A 19,637-nucleotide genomic window follows, 5' to 3' on the forward strand; every position below is an offset into this window, starting at 1 on the left:
GTGGACAGCCATACTTCTGATTTATGGCAGCAAATTTTATCAATCATACAAAACAAGCTCAGCAAACCCAGCTTTGACACTTGGTTCAAAGCAACCAAAGCGACCAAGCTGAATGATCGTTCGATCGTCATATCCGCACCAACCACGTTTGCCGTCGAATGGCTGGAGAGCCGTTACACCAAACTGGTCGGATCGACGGTATATGAGCTGCTTGGCAAACAGGTCGATGTGAAATTTGTCATCGAGGAGAACAAGCCTGCTGAACCGGACCCTCAACTGCCAGCGCCAACGCCTACAGTTGTTCAGGAAGAAGCGGTACTCAGCATGCTGAATCCGAAATATACATTCGATACATTTGTCATTGGGCCGGGCAACCGTTTTGCCCACGCCGCATCGCTGGCGGTCGCTGAAGCGCCCGCCAAAGCATACAATCCTCTGTTTCTCTATGGAGGGGTAGGTCTCGGCAAAACTCACTTGATGCATGCGATTGGACATTACGTTCTGGAGCATGATCCGGGCAGCAAAGTTGTTTATTTGTCATCTGAGAAATTCACGAACGAATTCATTAACTCGATCCGTGATAACCGCGGGGAGAGCTTCCGTAACAAATACCGTAGTGTCGACATTCTGCTCATTGATGATATTCAGTTTTTGGCTGGAAAAGAATCGACGCAAGAGGAATTTTTCCATACGTTTAATGCGCTGCATGAGGAACGGAAACAGATCATCATCTCCAGCGACAGACCGCCGAAGGAAATTCCGACCCTGGAAGAACGGCTTCGTTCCCGTTTTGAATGGGGGTTAATTACGGATATCCAGCCTCCAGATCTGGAGACACGGATTGCTATTTTGCGTAAAAAAGCTCGTGCGGAAAACCTGGATATTCCGAATGAGGCGATGATGTACATCGCCAACCAGATTGATACCAATATTCGTGAACTGGAAGGGGCACTGATTCGGGTTGTTGCCTATTCTTCGCTGACTAATCAAGATGTAACCACTCATCTAGCAGCTGAAGCACTGAAGGATATTATTCCTTCCAGTCGTCCAAAAATGATCACTATTCACGACATCCAACAAAAGGTCGGCGAGTATTACAGCCTTAAGCTTGAAGATTTCAAAGCACGGAAACGGACCAAGGCCGTTGCGTTCCCAAGACAGATTGCTATGTATCTCTCTCGTGAACTTACAGACTTTTCTCTGCCCAAAATCGGTGAAGCATTTGGAGGGCGAGATCATACCACCGTCATCCATGCGCACGAAAAGATCTCCCAGGCGATTAAAGTCGATCAGGATCTCTATAAAGTTATTAACAACTTAACCGAAAAAATTAAGAATCCAACCTGAATAAGTCCCAAGCCTGTGCACAACGTATACACATGTGGATAGGCTTGGGCTTATGGGTTTATACCCACTTATCCACATATTCAGTGCCCCTATTACTATTATTACTATAAAGATCTAAAAGATATCATCTCCAAATAAGCGATTTCGAAGCTTAGCCTTCGGCCTTTGAAAAAACACCTTTCAACACCCAAACACCCAAAAAATCAGCTAGGAGTGAAACCATGAAAATCAGCATAATGAAAAACTATTTAAACGATTCCATACAGCAAGTATCCAAAGCGATCTCGAGCCGTACGACGATTCCAATTCTGAGCGGTATCAAATTCGACGTTAATCATCAAGGTGTGACGTTGACAGCAAGCGACACCGATATTTCAATTCAATCCTTCATCCCGCTTGAAGATGGTGATAAAAGTGTTGTTCAGGTAGAACAACCAGGCAGTGTTGTACTGCCAGCCAAGTTTTTTGTCGAGATCATCAAAAAGCTGCCTTCCCAAGAAGTGCATATGGAGGTAAAAGAAAACTTCAACACCTTTATCTCCGCAGGAGCTACCGAAATTCAACTGGTTGGTCTTGATCCGGAAGAATTCCCAGTATTGCCAAGCATCGAAGAAAACCAAACCGTCTCCATTCCAGGAGATTTGCTCAAAAATATGATCAAACAAACCGTATTCTCCATTTCCACACATGAAACTACGCCGATTCTGACAGGTGTACTCTGGAGTTTGGGTGACAATGAACTGAAATTTGTGGCAACTGACCGTCACCGTCTTGCTACTCGTTCAGCAATGCTGGATAATGCAGAAGGTGTGCGATTCAACAATGTCGTGATCTCGGGTAAAACGCTGAACGAACTCAGCAAAATTGTGCCGGATCAAAATACACTTGTGGATATCGTTGTCGCTGATAATCAAGTCCTGTTCAAAATCGACCGTGTTCTGTTCTATTCGCGCATTTTGGACGGAACTTATCCGGATACTTCTAGAATTATTCCGACTTCGTACAAAACAGAACTCGTTTTGGATACAAAAAAATTAAGCGAATCTATCGACCGGGCTTATTTGCTGTCGCGTGAAGAAAAAACAAACATTGTGCGGATGCAAACGATGGAATCCGGATCAATCGAAATTTCTTCAAGCTCTTCCGAGCTGGGAAAAGTAAGAGAAGAGATCGAACCTGCCGAATTTAACGGCGAACCGCTGAAAATCTCGTTCAACTCCAAATATATGCTGGATGTGCTAAAAGTGGTGGAGAGTGAGCAGCTGATGATCGCTTTTACTGGTGTCATGAGCCCGATCATCCTGAAACCGCTGGACGACAGTCACAGCTTGTACGTCATATTGCCTTACCGGACGACCAACTAACGAGAGGAAGATCATAGTGAACCAAGTAGCGATTCGTACGGAATATATTAAGCTTGATCAATTTTTGAAACTGGCCGATTGCATCCCAACCGGAGGTATGGCCAAAGCACTGCTTCAGGACGGACTTGTACGTGTGAATAAAGAGCCTGAGGAACGCCGGGGACGCAAGTTATACCCTGGGGATATCGTTGAGGTGGACGGAGAAGGTTCGTTCGAAGTTGTCGCACAATAAGAAGACCAGTTAGATCCTGCTGCCTCCTGACGGACGGGATAAAAGGGAGGTTACCGCGTGTTTGTAAACAGCATAGATCTGCAGCAATTCCGCAATTATGAACATCTGAGACTGGATTCTTTTGGTCCTGTAAATCTTTTGATTGGGCAAAATGCCCAAGGCAAGACCAACCTCGCAGAAGCCATTTTTGTGCTTGCACTCACCAAGAGCCACCGTACATCCCGCGACAAGGAACTGATCCGTTTCGGTGAAGAACGTGCCAGGCTTGCAGCAGAGGTCGACAAAAAGTACGGATCGGTCAAGCTCGAGCTTTCTTTGTCGCAACAAGGCAAAAAAGCAAAGATTAACGGACTGGAACAGCGCAAGCTGAGTGATTTTGTCGGAGCGCTTAATGTGGTGATGTTTGCACCGGAAGATCTTGAGATTGTCAAAGGCACACCGGGGATACGCCGCCGGTTTCTTGACATGGAGATTGGTCAGGTGGCTCCAGGCTACCTGTATCATCTGCAGCAATATCAAAAAGTGCTCGTCCAGCGTAACAATCTGCTCAAGCAATTATGGGGGCAGAACGCTTCAGCCCAGACCATGCTTGAGGTATGGAATGAGCAACTGGTGGAGCATGGTGTTAAAATCGTCAAAAAAAGGAAACAATTCATAAAGAAACTGCAAAAGTGGGCTGAAACGATTCATCAGGGCATCACCGGAGGTGGAGAAGTCCTGCGCCTGGCCTACCTTCCTTCCTTCAGTGAAGCCGCTGAGGAAGATGAAGCTGTCTTAATGGACCAATTTATGATAAAATTATCACAAATGAAAGAGCAGGAGATTCGCCGAGGCACAACCCTTAGTGGGCCGCATCGGGATGACCTGTCCTTTTTCATTAACGATCGGGAAGTACAAACGTATGGCTCGCAGGGGCAGCAGCGCACAACGGCGTTGTCCCTTAAACTTGCGGAAATTGAACTGATTCATGAAGAAATCGGAGAATATCCGGTCCTGCTGCTGGACGATGTACTGTCTGAACTGGATCCGTTTCGTCAGACGCAGCTGATCGAAACGTTCCAGAGCAAGGTGCAGACCTTTATTACGGCTACCGGCATCGAGAGTCTGAACGTTGACAAACTCAAAGATGCCAGTATTTATCACGTTCATGCCGGACAGGTTGAACGCTAAGGAGTGAGGGCTTATGTACATTCATCTGGGCGGTGAGAAGATTATCCGTTCTTCCGAATTGGTTGCTATTTTTGATATATCGATTGAAAAATCCTCAAAAATCTCCAAGCAGTATGTCACGCATGCCGAGCAGGAAAAAACAGTGGAGCATATTGGTGAAGAGGAAGCCAAGTCCATTGTAGTGACTAAAAACATTGTGTACTACTCGCCTATTTCCTCAGCTACGCTCAAGAAGCGAGCTCACATTTTTCCTGATCTCTAGCCTATCGGCGGTACGAGTTATTGTACCTTTTGCTGCTTGTCTTTATTTAGATTGCTTACTGGAATTAAGGGCATATGTTCATTTCAGCATGCATTCTTAGTTAACGCATATTTACGATATTGAATCTATAGAAGTAGGTGAAAGGCATGTCTATGAATCAACCGTCATATGGTGCAGATGAAATTCAGGTACTTGAAGGGCTGGAAGCCGTACGTAAACGACCGGGGATGTATATTGGTTCCACCAGTGCCAAAGGTCTGCATCATCTCGTTTGGGAAGTAGTGGACAACAGTATTGACGAAGCACTCGCAGGTTATTGTGATCATATCGAAGTTACTATTCATGAAGATAACAGCGTCACTGTAGTCGATAACGGGCGGGGGATCCCTGTCGGCGAACATGCCAAAATGAAACGTCCTGCGCTTGAGGTTGTAATGACTGTTCTGCATGCGGGCGGTAAATTTGGCGGTGGCGGGTACAAAGTATCCGGTGGTCTACATGGGGTAGGTGTATCTGTTGTCAATGCTCTATCAGCGAAAGTTGTTGTTACAGTTAAGGTTGACGGCCATGTGTATCAACAGGAATACCGTCGCGGTGCTCCCCAGTATGATCTGAAAACGATCGGTACCACGGAGGAAACGGGAACAACGGTTACGTTCCATCCGGATCCGGAGATTTTCACGGAAACAACTGTTTATGACTATGAAACTTTGCTGACTCGTATTCGTGAGCTCGCGTTCCTGAACAAGGGAATTGGCATGACCTTAACCGATGAACGTACAGGTGTAACCAACTCTTTCCTGTATGAGGGCGGTATTATCGAGTATGTCTCCTTCCTGAACCAGAAGCGCGAAGCGTTGCACGAAAACCCGATTTATGTGGAGGGATCAAGAGACAACATTCAGGTGGAAGTTGCGTTGCAATACAATGACAGCTACACCGAGAATATTTATTCTTTTGCCAACAACATCAACACACATGAGGGCGGAACGCACGAATCCGGCTTCAAGAGTGCCCTTACCCGGATTATCAATGATTATGCACGTAAAGCGGGCGTAATCAAAGACAGCACAGGCAACCTGTCCGGGGATGATGTACGTGAAGGTCTGACAGCGATCATCTCGGTCAAGATCCCTGATCCGCAATTTGAGGGACAGACCAAGACCAAGCTGGGTAACAGTGAAGTGCGAGGAATTGTCGAATCCCTGTTTGCTGAGAAGCTGCAGGAATTCCTGGAAGAGAATCCTTCCGTATCCCGTCGCATTTTGGAAAAAGGTCTTCAAGCAGCCCGTGCACGTGAAGCAGCTCGTAAAGCTCGTGAACTGACACGTCGTAAAGGTGCACTCGAAGTCAGCTCTTTGCCAGGTAAATTGGCCGACTGTTCATCCAAGGATGCTTCAATCAGCGAATTGTACATCGTCGAAGGTGACTCCGCCGGTGGATCAGCGAAGCAAGGACGAGATCGTCATTTCCAAGCGATTTTGCCACTGCGTGGTAAGATCCTGAACGTGGAAAAAGCACGTCTTGACCGGATTTTGGGTAATGCGGAGATCAGAGCAATCATTACTGCAATGGGTACGGGTATTGGTGATGACTTCGATATTGCCAAAGCTCGTTATCACAAAATCATTCTGATGACGGATGCCGACGTCGATGGCGCCCATATTCGGACATTGCTTCTGACATTCCTCTATCGCTATATGCGCAAAATCATTGAGGCCGGTTATGTATACATTGCCCAACCGCCATTGTTCAAGATTGAGCGCAATAAAGTAATTCGTTATGCGGGCTCCGAGAAGGAACGCGATGAAATTATTGCAACGCTCGGCGAAAATGCGAAGTTCAATGTCCAGCGTTATAAAGGTCTGGGTGAGATGAATGCCGGACAATTGTGGGAAACGACGATGGACCCTGAGAGCCGGACCATGCTTCAAGTATCGATTAACGATGCGATGCTGGCCGATGCCATGTTCGACACCCTGATGGGAGATAATGTTGAACCTCGTCGTGACTTTATTCAGGAAAATGCAAAATACGTGAAAAACCTCGACATCTAACGATATTCGAAGAGGCGCCTGCGAGGGCGCCTCTTTTACATTATGGGGTTATAGCATAGAGATTTTAGATTGGACTCTGGTGTGCCTGTTATCGGTGTGTGCGGCTTTTGGCAGAGGAGGCCTGGGCTTTGAGGGAGGTACGAGATGTTTTCCCTTTTTTGGAGGGTAATCTGCCATACGCTCTCGCATAACGCTTAATCTTTCGGTACGTTTCCTTATCAGGCAATAGGCCAAAAGCATAGATACCTGGCAATGTGTTGACTTCAATAATCCATGGCCGTCCATCTTCATCCAGTGCGATATCGATACCAATCTCTTTGAGTCTTGGAAATGACCTCTGTAACTGTACCGCCGTATGAATGCCTAAACGATATAGCTCACTGCGTAGTTGCTGGAACCGATCCTGATCAAAATGAGGGCGTACCAACTCATTAAAGGTGGCCAATCGTCCGCCGCCATGAATGTTGGTAATGATCTTGCCCGGTGCAGCAATTCTTCCCAGGATACCTGTCGTTTCCCAGTTGCGTTGTAGATTCTTCTGGGTCAGTACCCGCAGGTCGAAAGGTAATCCATCATGTTTCATCAGCGGAATACCTTGCTGAATGATGTATTCGCGATTCTGGATACGTTCAGTGAGCGCCAGATCCAGCTCATCGAGGGAATGAAAGTGTTTTTCCTCCGTCCCATATCGAAGTTCATACGTTGTCAGAGGGACTTCAACAGAGATCTCGGCACCGACTTCAGCTTCAGATGGGGGGAGCGGATCAACAGCGTTTTCCGATGTGTTTGCATCGGTAATCGGGTGTGGTTTTATGCGGATGGTTTTTACCCGCATGACGCCATTGCCGTAAGTTCCCCGATCCGGTTTGATATAGTTTGACTCGAATAATTCAGTCATCCGTTCCAGGGTCTGGCGATTATATTGTCGTGTTACTGGTATATATTCATTCACATTACGGCTGCGTTGTAACACAGCTGTCTTGGTCCATTTGCTGGAGACACGCTGGATGCCCAAGAGCCATCAGTCCTTTCGTGTTTTAATGGGGTTTACAAGAGTGGCAGACGCAGAGAAATCAAAGGACAAGAGATGATTTCAGTGGTATAATAGAGAAATATGGCGTTTTGTGCGGTTTTGTTGCACAGATGTAGTTTGATCGTAGAACGGGAACGGTCTAAGCCTGAATATACACAGTACATTTGCCGCTTTTTCTAGCATTGTATGTGCAAATGGGGAGGAAGGCAGGGCGAACCCCCAGACTCTCTGAAGTTCCCGGAAGAAAGGCTATTGCCCAGCGGACGTTTAATTGTTTACCTTTTGTGAAAGTAATATAATAAAGAGTAGCGTCCTTGTGCGGTTTTAGCCTTGTTAGGCTTTTCACATACAATTAATTTTTGAAAGACTGAATGGAATGTTTGTTGAAGGACAAGAAGGAGGTCCAGCATGGCGGAAGAAATGAACTCGCAGATTAAAGATCGGGATATTGGCGTCGAGATGCGTGAATCGTTTATGGATTATGCGATGAGCATTATTGTGAGCCGTGCCTTACCTGACGTGCGTGACGGATTGAAGCCGGTTCACCGGCGTATTCTGTACGCAATGTCCGAGCTAGGCATGACACCCGATAAACCACATAAAAAATCAGCCAGAATCGTCGGCGAAGTTATCGGTAAGTATCACCCACACGGTGACTCTGCCGTATACGAAACGATGGTACGGATGGCACAGGACTTCTCCCTGCGCTACATGCACGTAGATGGACATGGCAACTTTGGATCGGTGGATGGCGATATGGCAGCAGCCATGCGTTATACGGAAGCCCGGTTGTCCAAGATTGCTATGGAAATGCTCAGAGACATCAACAAGGATACGATTGACTTCCAGCCGAACTATGACGGTGAAGAAAGTGAACCTATCGTTCTGCCAGCTCGTTTCCCTAACTTGCTTGTCAATGGTGTCGGCGGGATTGCGGTAGGTATGGCGACCAACATTCCTCCCCATAACCTGGGAGAGGTCATTGACGGCGTACAGGCTATGATCAAAAATCCAGACATCACTTCGATGGAATTGATGGATTATATTCACGGGCCAGACTTCCCAACTTCCGGTTATATTTTGGGACGCTCCGGAATTCGCCAGGCGTATCAAACCGGACGTGGTTCAGTAACGATGCGGGCCAAAACCAACATCGAAGAAAACAATAACAAAGCACGGATTATCGTTACGGAACTTCCTTATCAGGTGAACAAGGCAAGACTCGTTGAGAAAATTGCTGAGTTGGTACGTGATAAAAAGATTGATGGTATTACGGATCTCCGTGATGAATCTGACCGTAACGGTATGCGGATTGTGATTGAGCTTCGCAGAGACGTGAACCCCGGTGTAGTGCTGAACAACCTGTATAAGCATACAGCGATGCAATCCACATTCGGGATTAACATGCTCGCGATTGTAAATAAAGAACCTAAGATTCTGAATCTGCGCGAAGTGTTGTATCACTACTTGCAGCATCAGATTGAGGTTATACGCAGACGTACACAGTTCGAGCTGAAAAAAGCCGAAGCACGCGCACACATTCTGGAAGGCTTGCGTATCGCGCTGGATCATATCGACGAAATCATTGCGTTGATTCGTTCATCCAGCAATACAGATGCAGCCAGAGAAGGTCTGATCGAGCGTTTCTCGCTCAGTCATGATCAGGCTCAAGCTATTCTCGATATGCGTCTGCAACGCCTCACAGGTCTGGAACGCGAGCGCATCGAAAATGAGTATAACGAACTGATGGTCAAAATTAATGAATATCGTGAAATTTTGGCCAACGAGCATCTGGTGCTCGAAATTATCAGCACGGAGCTGCAAGAAATCCGTGATCGCTTCAGCGATGATCGTCGTACCGAAATCACTGTAGGTGAAGAGAGCATTCTGGACGAGGATCTGATTCCGCGCGAAGAGGTTATCATCACCATTACCCATACAGGCTATGTGAAACGTCTGCCGGTATCCACATACCGCAGTCAAAAGCGTGGCGGACGTGGGGTTGTGGGAATGGACACCAAAGATACCGACTTTGTTGAGCATCTGTTTGTGACCAACTCTCACAATTACCTCATGTTCTTTACTGACAAAGGTAAAGTGTACCGTCTCAAAGCTTATGAGATTCCAGAACTTGGACGTACAGCACGAGGAACGCCGATTATCAACCTGATTCAGATCGAGCAGGGTGAATCGGTCAATGCCGTGATTCCCGTTCAGGAATTCGAAAGTGACAAGTATCTGTTCTTTGCTACCCGTCAAGGGGTTGTGAAGAAGACACCACTTGAGGATTACACGAATATTCGCAAAGGCGGTCTGATCGGGATCTCCCTGCGTGATGATGATGCCCTTATTGATGTTAAGCTGACAGACGGACAGCAAGAGATCATTATGGGTACAGCTCACGGGATGTCCATCCGATTCTCGGAAGGAAATGTTCGTTCCATGGGACGGAGTGCAACCGGGGTTAAAGGGATCACACTGGATGAGCAGGATGTTGTAATCGGTATGGACGTTGTAGATCAGGAACTGGATGTTCTGATTGTTACAGCCAAAGGTTACGGTAAACGTACGCCTGTCAGCGATTATCGGATGCAGACTCGTGGCGGTAAAGGGATTAAAACCATTAACGTCACAGATAAGAACGGTGCGGTAGTCAGTCTGAAAATGGTTAAGACAGAAGAAGATCTGATGATTATCACTTCCAGCGGTACGTTAATTCGGATGAGCATGGAAGGCATATCCACCATGGGTCGATACACGCAAGGCGTGAAGCTGATTCATATTCGGGATGAAGATGCCGTAGCTACCGTCAGCCGAATTGACAAGAATGAGGAAGAACCAGAAGACGAAGAATTGCTTGAAGGTGCAGAAGCCGCTAACTCTGAAGGTCCGGAGTCCACTCTGGATGAGGGCTCGGTGTCCGATGCTGAAGCTGAGGGCGATGATTCAGGTTCCGAAGCATAGGATCAATTTTCTATAACGAAAATCATTTCATGATTTCAATGAAATTGGAGGGCTCCCATATGGGGGCCCTTTGTTATTTTACAGCTCCAGGACCTTTCTCCTCAAAATCTGGGATGTACAGCCTGAATTTTGAGTAATATAATGGGAATTAACGAGAAAAACCGGGACTATGGTCTTGTTATCATTATAGAAGAACGATGAGTGAGGGGAATAAACATGGGATTAATCACCCTGTCTGAAGTCAAACCAGGACTTAAACTGGGAAATGACGTGCAAACACTTCGTGGCAATGTTCTGTTTCAGAAGGGCAAAGTCATTCTGCCTAAAGATGTGGAAGTACTCAGAGCCTTTATGATTCATCAAGTGGACATCCAGCAAGAAAGAACAGGGACAAGCAGCTCAGGTTCTAAAGCTTCATCCGCCTCTTCAGTCCATGCAGCTAATGAGAAGAACGGAGAACGGGCAGGGAAAGGCAGCAGCGCAGTCTCAGCACCCGCAGTACCGTCTCTGCATGAAGAGTATGAAAAGATGGTGGGACTGACCAAAAATGCTTTCCTATCCTCCTTGGCGGCTGAATTACCTGTATATGAGTTGCGTACACAGTTGGAAGCTTTGTTTGTTCATCTTAAACAGTATAATGTGCTTACCTTCAGTCCACGAGTGATGCAGGAACATGATTATGTGTATCATCATGCCGTCTTGAGTGCCATTACGTCTTATCAGTTGGCCCAGTGGATTGATCTTCCGTCCAAAGACTGGATGCAGGTAGCTTTTGCAGGATTGTTCCATGATATTGGTAATAACAAAGTAGATCCACAGATTCTCCATAAACCCTCTACTTTAACTGCGTCAGAGCAGGCTGAGATCCGACAGCATACGAAATATGGCTACCAGGTACTGAAACAGGCGAAGGCCATCAATGAGGGAGCTAGACTTGCAGCATTGCAGCATCATGAAAAAGTGGATGGGTCGGGTTACCCGCTGCAGCTCAGCGGCACGCAGATTCATATCTATGCAAAAATTGTAGCTATCGCTGATATCTTCCACGCTATGACTCTGGAAAAGATCTATCGTAAGGCACAGTCACCGTACCTGGTACTTGAACAAATTCAGAGTGAGGCTTTTGGCAAATTGGATCCTGCGATCGTGAATGTATTCGTTCAGCGTTCCACACAGATCCATAATGGTATTCGAGTGAAGCTCAGCAATAATCAAATTGGTGAGATCGTATTCTCAGATCGGGATCATCCTACACGGCCGATGGTATCGGTAGAAGGAACAATCATCAATCTGATGCAGCAAAGGCAGCTACATATCCAGGAAGTCATTGGCTAGCTGAATCTTCAGTTCATATATAAGAATAGAGCCTTTCCAATATGGAGAGGCTCTTTTTATTGAACTTAATGTAGAGTATGAGAATAGTAAGTATAGGTGGAGAGATATTCTTTAGAGAAGCCTTAGACAGTGTAATGTATAGATGATCAGCCGAATATGGGAGACATATTAGAGGGAGTAGTAGACAGAAATAACTTTATTGAAAATAAAGCTTGCATTCAAAATCTGTACATGGTATATTCTAACTCCGGCCAAGAAAACACGAGAAACACGGTGCGGCAAGCAAATGAAATAAGCTTCGAAAGAAACTTAAAAAAAAGCTTGCAAAGTTGGTTCGGATGTGATAAGATATAAAAGTTGCTGAGGTGAACAACACACGGCAATGAAACAAGTTTGATCTTTGAAAACTGAACAACGAGTGAGTAAACATTCTGCTTGCAGAGTGAACGCGAAAGTTTGAGACAAGCCTTGGCTTGGATCGACTGGAGCATAAAATGAGATTTTTAATCTCGTCAGTTTCAAAATGAGCTTATCGCTCTTTTCAATACTTTATTGGAGAGTTTGATCCTGGCTCAGGACGAACGCTGGCGGCATGCCTAATACATGCAAGTCGAGCGGACTTGATGAGAAGCTTGCTTCTCAGATAGTTAGCGGCGGACGGGTGAGTAACACGTAGGCAACCTGCCCTCAAGCTTGGGACAACTACCGGAAACGGTAGCTAATACCGAATAGTTGTTTTCTTCTCCTGAAGAGAACTGGAAAGACGGAGCAATCTGTCACTTGGGGATGGGCCTGCGGCGCATTAGCTAGTTGGTGGGGTAACGGCTCACCAAGGCGACGATGCGTAGCCGACCTGAGAGGGTGATCGGCCACACTGGGACTGAGACACGGCCCAGACTCCTACGGGAGGCAGCAGTAGGGAATCTTCCGCAATGGGCGAAAGCCTGACGGAGCAATGCCGCGTGAGTGATGAAGGTTTTCGGATCGTAAAGCTCTGTTGCCAGGGAAGAACGCTTGGGAGAGTAACTGCTCTCAAGGTGACGGTACCTGAGAAGAAAGCCCCGGCTAACTACGTGCCAGCAGCCGCGGTAATACGTAGGGGGCAAGCGTTGTCCGGAATTATTGGGCGTAAAGCGCGCGCAGGCGGTCATTTAAGTCTGGTGTTTAATCCCGGGGCTCAACCCCGGATCGCACTGGAAACTGGGTGACTTGAGTGCAGAAGAGGAGAGTGGAATTCCACGTGTAGCGGTGAAATGCGTAGATATGTGGAGGAACACCAGTGGCGAAGGCGACTCTCTGGGCTGTAACTGACGCTGAGGCGCGAAAGCGTGGGGAGCAAACAGGATTAGATACCCTGGTAGTCCACGCCGTAAACGATGAGTGCTAGGTGTTAGGGGTTTCGATACCCTTGGTGCCGAAGTTAACACATTAAGCACTCCGCCTGGGGAGTACGGTCGCAAGACTGAAACTCAAAGGAATTGACGGGGACCCGCACAAGCAGTGGAGTATGTGGTTTAATTCGAAGCAACGCGAAGAACCTTACCAGGTCTTGACATCCCTCTGACCGGTACAGAGATGTACCTTTCCTTCGGGACAGAGGAGACAGGTGGTGCATGGTTGTCGTCAGCTCGTGTCGTGAGATGTTGGGTTAAGTCCCGCAACGAGCGCAACCCTTGATCTTAGTTGCCAGCACTTCGGGTGGGCACTCTAAGGTGACTGCCGGTGACAAACCGGAGGAAGGTGGGGATGACGTCAAATCATCATGCCCCTTATGACCTGGGCTACACACGTACTACAATGGCCGGTACAACGGGCTGTGAAGCCGCGAGGTGGAACGAATCCTAAAAAGCCGGTCTCAGTTCGGATTGCAGGCTGCAACTCGCCTGCATGAAGTCGGAATTGCTAGTAATCGCGGATCAGCATGCCGCGGTGAATACGTTCCCGGGTCTTGTACACACCGCCCGTCACACCACGAGAGTTTATAACACCCGAAGTCGGTGGGGTAACCGCAAGGAGCCAGCCGCCGAAGGTGGGATAGATGATTGGGGTGAAGTCGTAACAAGGTAGCCGTATCGGAAGGTGCGGCTGGATCACCTCCTTTCTATGGAGAATCGTTTCCCGCGTGGAAACATTCAAATACGCAGCTTAGCTGCACAACTTACTCACTCGTTGCTCAGTTTTGAGAGCTCAAACTCTCAAAACAGCTTGCTTTTGCATGGAGCTTGTTCTTTGAAAACTAGATATCGAAACGAAATTGCGATTTAGAACATTCCTTTTTAAGCTGAACTTGTGTTAAAACAAGTTTCAATAAATAGTGAAAACTGCATTGCGATGGTATCGAATGGGAGTGACTTTTGGCTTTGCGTAAGCAAAACAAGGGAAGCGAGCAGTCGAAACCGGAGCAATTATGGTTAAGCTACTAAGAGCACACGGAGGATGCCTAGGCGCTAGGAGCCGATGAAGGACGTGGCGAACAACGAAACTGCCTCGGGGAGCTGTAAGCAAGCTTTGATCCGGGGGTGTCCGAATGGGGAAACCCAGCTGGGGTAATTTCCAGTTACTCATAACTGAATACATAGGTTATGTAGAGGCATACCAGGGGAACTGAAACATCTAAGTACCCTGAGGAAGAGAAAACAATAGTGATTCCGTCAGTAGCGGCGAGCGAACGCGGAGAAGCCCAAACCAGAGAGCTTGCTCTCTGGGGTTGTGGGACATCTCACATGGAGTTACAAAGGAGCCGGTTAAACGAAGAGGTCTGGAAAGGCCCGCCAAAGAAGGTAAAAGCCCTGTAGTTGAAAGTTGGCTCTCTCCGAGATGTATCCCGAGTAGTGCGGGGCACGTGAAACCCCGTATGAATCCGGCAGGACCATCTGCCAAGGCTAAATACTTCCTAGCGACCGATAGTGAAGCAGTACCGTGAGGGAAAGGTGAAAAGCACCCCGGAAGGGGAGTGAAATAGAACCTGAAACCGTGTGCTTACAAAAAGTCAGAGCCCGTTTTAGGGGTGATGGCGTGCCTTTTGTAGAATGAACCGGCGAGTTACGTTCCCGTGCAAGGTTAAGGTGAAGAGCCGGAGCCGCAGCGAAAGCGAGTCTGAATAGGGCGATGTAGTACGTGGACGTAGACCCGAAACCGGGTGATCTACCCCTGTCCAGGGTGAAGGTGCGGTAACACGCACTGGAGGCCCGAACCCACGCACGTTGAAAAGTGCGGGGATGAGGTGGGGGTAGCGGAGAAATTCCAATCGAACTCGGAGATAGCTGGTTCTCCCCGAAATAGCTTTAGGGCTAGCCTCGGAAAACAGAGTCGTGGAGGTAGAGCACTGATTGGGTGCGGGGCCCGCAAGGGTTACCAAGCTCAGTCAAACTCCGAATGCCATAGACTTACTTCCGGGAGTCAGACAGTGAGTGCTAAGATCCATTGTCAAAAGGGAAACAGCCCAGACCATCAGCTAAGGTCCCCAAGTGTGTGTTAAGTGGGAAAGGATGTGGAGTTGCACAGACAACCAGGATGTTGGCTTAGAAGCAGCCACCATTGAAAGAGTGCGTAATAGCTCACTGGTCGAGTGACTCTGCGCCGAAAATGTAACGGGGCTAAACACACCACCGAAGCTATGGCTTGATGCTTGCATCAGGGGTAGGGGAGCGTTGTATAAGGGTTGAAGGTGTACCGTAAGGAGCGCTGGACATTATACAAGTGAGAATGCCGGTATGAGTAACGAAAAGATCAGTGAGAATCTGATCCGCCGAAAGCCTAAGGGTTCCTGAGGAAGGCTCGTCCGCTCAGGGTAAGTCGGGACCTAAGGCGAGGCCGAAAGGCGTAGTCGAAGGACAACAGGTCGAAATTCCTGTACCACCGTAAGCCGTTATGAGCAATGGGGGGACGCAGCAGGGTAGTGACGCGGACTGATGGATGTCCGTCTAAGCAGTGAGGCTGATGTGTAGGCAAATCCGCACATCGTTAAGGCTGGACTGTGATGGGGAGCGAAAATTATAGTAGCGAAGGTCATGATCTCACACTGCCAAGAAAAGCCTCTAGCCAGGTGATGGTGCCCGTACCGCAAACCGACACAGGTAGGCGAGAAGAGAATTCTAAGGCGCGCGGAAGAACTCTCGTTAAGGAACTCGGCAAAATGACCCCGTAACTTCGGGAGAAGGGGTGCCCCGGTAGTGTGAATAGCACGAGGGGGCCGCAGTGAAAAGGCCCAAGCGACTGTTTAGCAAAAACACAGGTCTGTGCGAAGCCGTAAGGCGAAGTATACGGGCTGACGCCTGCCCGGTGCTGGAAGGTTAAGGGGAGCGGTTAGGAGCAATCCGAAGCTGTGAACCGAAGCCCCAGTAAACGGCGGCCGTAACTATAACGGTCCTAAGGTAGCGAAATTCCTTGTCAGGTAAATTCTGACCCGCACGAATGGCGTAACGACTTGGGCGCTGTCTCAACGAGAGATCCGGTGAAATTTTAATACCTGTGAAGATGCAGGTTACCCGCGACAAGACGGAAAGACCCCATGGAGCTTTACTGCAGCTTGATATTGAATTTGGGTACGATCTGTACAGGATAGGTGGGAGCCTTTGAAGCGTGAGCGCCAGCTTGCGTGGAGGCACCGTTGGGATACCACCCTGATCGTATCTAGGTTCTAACCTGGTACCGTAATCCGGTGCGGGGACAGTGTCAGGTGGGCAGTTTGACTGGGGCGGTCGCCTCCTAAAGAGTAACGGAGGCGCCCAAAGGTTCCCTCAGAATGGTTGGAAATCATTCGAAGAGTGCAAAGGCATAAGGGAGCTTGACTGCGAGACCTACAAGTCGAGCAGGGACGAAAGTCGGGCTTAGTGATCCGGTGGTACCGCATGGAAGGGCCATCGCTCAACGGATAAAAGCTACCCTGGGGATAACAGGCTTATCTCCCCCAAGAGTCCACATCGACGGGGAGGTTTGGCACCTCGATGTCGGCTCATCGCATCCTGGGGCTGAAGTAGGTCCCAAGGGTTGGGCTGTTCGCCCATTAAAGCGGTACGCGAGCTGGGTTCAGAACGTCGTGAGACAGTTCGGTCCCTATCTGTCGTGGGCGTAGGAAATTTGAGAGGAGCTGTCCTTAGTACGAGAGGACCGGGATGGACGTACCGCTGGTGTACCAGTTGTTCCGCCAGGAGCACCGCTGGGTAGCTATGTACGGAAGGGATAAGCGCTGAAAGCATCTAAGCGTGAAGCCCCCCTCAAGATGAGATTTCCCAGTATGTAAGACCCCTTGAAGACGACGAGGTAGATAGGCTGGGGGTGGAAGTGCAGCAATGCATGGAGCTGACCAGTACTAATCGGTCGAGGGCTTATCCAAGATATGCAGGTTATACATCGCAAATTTCGTTTCGGATCTAGTTTTCAGAGAATAATCTCTGAAATGAAAATTGGTACATCACAGAATGTGCGTATGATTTTCAGTTCCATATTGGATTTCAAGAAGCTATGCTTCGACAAATCGCGTTTGGTGGCGATGGCGGAGGGGTTCCACACGTACCCATCCCGAACACGACCGTTAAGCCCTCTAGCGCCGATGGTACTTGGACCGCAGGGTCCTGGGAGAGTAGGACGCCGCCAAGCAAAGAACCACTGCCGATGTTATTCGGTGGTGGTTTTTATTTGTCTATAAACAAAAATGAAGGAATCGCTAGTTTAAGGTGGATGGAACTCTGGCTTTGGAAGCTGATACAACTAGAGGGTGGATTGACTTTCAAAAGAGGGCAAAGGAATGCCTTAAAAAGTCTTGAAATGAAGGTAACATTTTTGTTACGGAAAACGCATTCGAAACCAGTATAATAGGACTATGTTAAATATGCTAAAAGTACCTGACCACAGAGCTGGAATGTGCAGCTGTGAAAAGGAGGGTGTGTGTGACAAGTTGGCGAAGACTAATTCTTCATTCGTTTCTCTTGCTCAGCCTGATAGGCGTGCTTGCAGGATGCGGTGAAGCAGGATCTGCATGGACTTCTTATGAAGGAGCGGTAAACGAGAAGGGTTTCCCGGTTCCTAAAGTGGCGAATAAATCTGACCAGTCTGAAAACAATTCGGATATGGATTATGTTCGATATACGCTATCTGGTATTAGTGAGAGCACTAGTATTCCTGAGGTGTATCTAGACGAGATTAAGAGCTGGGGCTGGACAGAAAAGCAAGCCAAGAGTACATCCAATGACTCAAGTTCCCTACGTGTATTTGCTAAAGAAGGGCATACTGTACATCTAGCTGTACATGATGGGTTCTTCACGGTAATGGTTCCGAAAAGTGAAGCTGCTCAGACGACAGTAAAATCACTTGATGATGATGATTGAATGAGTTGTGCTTGGATGTAATAGTTCGACAATTAACGGTGTAATGGTCCGTATGATAGTAAAGCTCCCGATCTGTGATCGGGGGCTTTTTGTATGTCATGAACTATGGGAGATGAGCAATGGATCGTTCGGCGGTTTCTTTTGGCGGTGACTTAACCAGGAGCTGTAGAGAGGAAAGCTTATAGCACTCACACAGGAGACATGAGGCATGGATAGTATGGTGCCTGTAGAGGCTGGTTTCAGTACGCTGGCTGTAGAGTAACTAAATATAGAAGAGGGGAGAAGACAGCGAAAGCAGGTCGATAATGAGCCTAGTACATACTCAATATCAGAAACGATATTCAACAAGCTCGACGTGACAGAACGGAAATGGATGTATTGCGTTGGGGATAACCATTTTAACTATACCCCTGCTGTGGATAAGGGGGAAAGGGAGGGGGAATGAATAAAGGTTATCCACTGTGGATAACCTTTAAGGTTTGGAAGCTTGACGAGTAATCAAGGATGAGTTTCATAGGAGTGGTTGCGTCAGTTTGAATAGAAAGTATGGATGAGCTTTAGCGATTTATGTATTACTTGGTTTCAACTATACATTGCGTGTAGGCAAGGTTATAGATAAAGAATAGAAGAACAATTACTGCAGGTAGTAGGAGACATCTTGTTCATTTAATTTGATAAGCCCGTCCTTACGTTCGCGTGAAAGAACAAGTACAACATATAGACGTGGTACAAGCAGCCACAGATGCCAGAAAATCAACGATAGGGTGAAGGACAAGGGTGACCAGATTAAACAGACGGTAATGATACATAACCCAATCCAGCTCATATTGAGGTGGACCCTAACAAACATGCGGTAGCTAAAATGTTGGTCTGGAATATAGCCGAACCAAGGCATTTTGAGATTCCATCGCCAACGACGTGCATAGGAGGTACGGACCAGCAGTAATATGGTTCTGGCGATCACATAATGAATCCATAATGTAACCGGGCCTGCCAAGATAAAATAAAAGAGGCCAGTCCAGGAGAATGCTAACAGATTAAACAAAAGCATAATTACAGGCAAAGACAGATAGCTGAAGATCACGCTGCGGGCAATGGCCTTTTTTTTCAGAAGCCGGTATTGATAAAAGGTTGCTTTATTCTCCGGTTCGGCGATCATACGATTACAAATCCTCCTTCTGGGATCACGTTCATTTGTAAAAGGTATTCGTTTTCATAAATAAGGAAATGGATGACGCTGAGTTGCACATCTAAACCTTGTATGTACTCCAGAATGATGTACAAGATATGGAAGTAGGTTAATCATATACAAGTATACCTTCGAACGATCTGGCTGTCAGGTTCTGAATGGTGATGTATTATATATCGGCTGAAAATCCAAGATTTTTTAAGAATATAGAATATAAGTTTTTATAGTCATAGGAGGGGGAGCAGATAATCACATGAAAAATACAATGGAGCGCAGCGATGTTTCTTGTAATGGCTGTCCAATCATGGTTTTCATATAATAGAAGAAATTGCAGGTCTGCGAGGTTATAGATACGTTA

At 47.4% G+C, this 19,637-nt stretch carries 11 protein-coding genes and 3 rRNA genes; 12 read left to right on the plus strand and 2 right to left on the minus strand.

The features are described from left to right. The 6 genes from dnaA to gyrB all read left to right on the plus strand — a co-directional run bounded on the left by dnaA (position 1) and on the right by gyrB (position 6,432). Positions 1–1,347 carry a chromosomal replication initiator protein DnaA gene (gene dnaA / locus MKY42_RS00005; RefSeq protein ID WP_024629513.1) on the plus strand — a complete coding sequence of 449 codons (1,347 nt, stop codon included), beginning with the start codon at positions 1–3 and terminating at the stop codon, positions 1,345–1,347. A 221-nt stretch (positions 1,348–1,568) separates the two neighbouring features. After that, entirely contained in the window at positions 1,569–2,711 is a 1,143-nt protein-coding gene (gene dnaN, locus MKY42_RS00010; protein WP_339847826.1) for a DNA polymerase III subunit beta, read from the plus strand. 16 nt (positions 2,712–2,727) lie between these two features. Then, positions 2,728–2,943, plus strand: coding sequence for a S4 domain-containing protein YaaA (yaaA, locus tag MKY42_RS00015; protein WP_024629511.1), 216 nt, complete (start codon positions 2,728–2,730; stop codon positions 2,941–2,943). Positions 2,944–3,000: 57 nt separating this feature from the next. Then, a complete protein-coding gene (gene recF / locus MKY42_RS00020) occupies positions 3,001–4,113 on the plus strand; it encodes a DNA replication/repair protein RecF (protein WP_090902643.1) in 1,113 nt (370 codons plus the stop codon). Positions 4,114–4,126: 13 nt separating this feature from the next. After that, complete coding sequence (locus MKY42_RS00025) at positions 4,127–4,375, plus strand: extracellular matrix/biofilm biosynthesis regulator RemA family protein (RefSeq protein WP_017691405.1); 249 nt, start codon at positions 4,127–4,129, stop codon at positions 4,373–4,375. 146 nt (positions 4,376–4,521) lie between these two features. Then, a complete protein-coding gene (gene gyrB / locus MKY42_RS00030; protein ID WP_090902640.1) occupies positions 4,522–6,432 on the plus strand; it encodes a DNA topoisomerase (ATP-hydrolyzing) subunit B in 1,911 nt (636 codons plus the stop codon). Positions 6,433–6,520: 88 nt separating this feature from the next. Here the strand turns inward: gyrB and MKY42_RS00035 are convergent, their stop codons facing one another. Then, entirely contained in the window at positions 6,521–7,447 is a 927-nt protein-coding gene (locus MKY42_RS00035) for a YheC/YheD family protein (protein WP_090902637.1), read from the minus strand. A 426-nt stretch (positions 7,448–7,873) separates the two neighbouring features. On the opposite strand from MKY42_RS00035, the gene gyrA reads away from it, so the two are divergent. The 6 genes from gyrA to MKY42_RS00065 all read left to right on the plus strand — a co-directional run bounded on the left by gyrA (position 7,874) and on the right by MKY42_RS00065 (position 18,090). Further along, complete coding sequence (gene gyrA, locus MKY42_RS00040; RefSeq protein WP_339847834.1) at positions 7,874–10,429, plus strand: DNA gyrase subunit A; 2,556 nt, start codon at positions 7,874–7,876, stop codon at positions 10,427–10,429. A gap of 216 nt (positions 10,430–10,645) precedes the next feature. Next, positions 10,646–11,764 (plus strand): HD-GYP domain-containing protein, encoded by a 1,119-nt coding sequence (locus tag MKY42_RS00045; RefSeq protein WP_339847837.1) that lies wholly within the window; start codon positions 10,646–10,648, stop codon positions 11,762–11,764. 549 nt (positions 11,765–12,313) lie between these two features. Beyond that, positions 12,314–13,865 (plus strand): 16S ribosomal RNA (locus MKY42_RS00050). Positions 13,866–14,173: 308 nt separating this feature from the next. Next, positions 14,174–17,099, plus strand: a 23S ribosomal RNA gene (locus MKY42_RS00055). Positions 17,100–17,245: 146 nt separating this feature from the next. Next, positions 17,246–17,362 (plus strand): 5S ribosomal RNA (gene rrf, locus MKY42_RS00060). The 16S, 23S and 5S rRNA genes sit together here, the layout of an rRNA operon. A 290-nt stretch (positions 17,363–17,652) precedes the next feature. After that, positions 17,653–18,090, plus strand: a complete 438-nt coding sequence (locus MKY42_RS00065; RefSeq protein WP_090905247.1) for a hypothetical protein — start codon at positions 17,653–17,655, stop codon at positions 18,088–18,090. A gap of 634 nt (positions 18,091–18,724) precedes the next feature. Here the strand turns inward: MKY42_RS00065 and MKY42_RS00070 are convergent. Continuing rightward, positions 18,725–19,249: a hypothetical protein gene (locus tag MKY42_RS00070; RefSeq protein ID WP_090905245.1), complete on the minus strand. Its 525-nt coding sequence runs from the start codon at positions 19,247–19,249 to the stop codon at positions 18,725–18,727. Between the last annotated feature and the right edge of the window lie 388 nt (positions 19,250–19,637).

Source organism: Paenibacillus sp. FSL W7-1088, assembly GCF_037969855.1.
In the GTDB taxonomy this organism is placed as follows: Bacteria; Bacillota; Bacilli; order Paenibacillales; family Paenibacillaceae; genus Paenibacillus.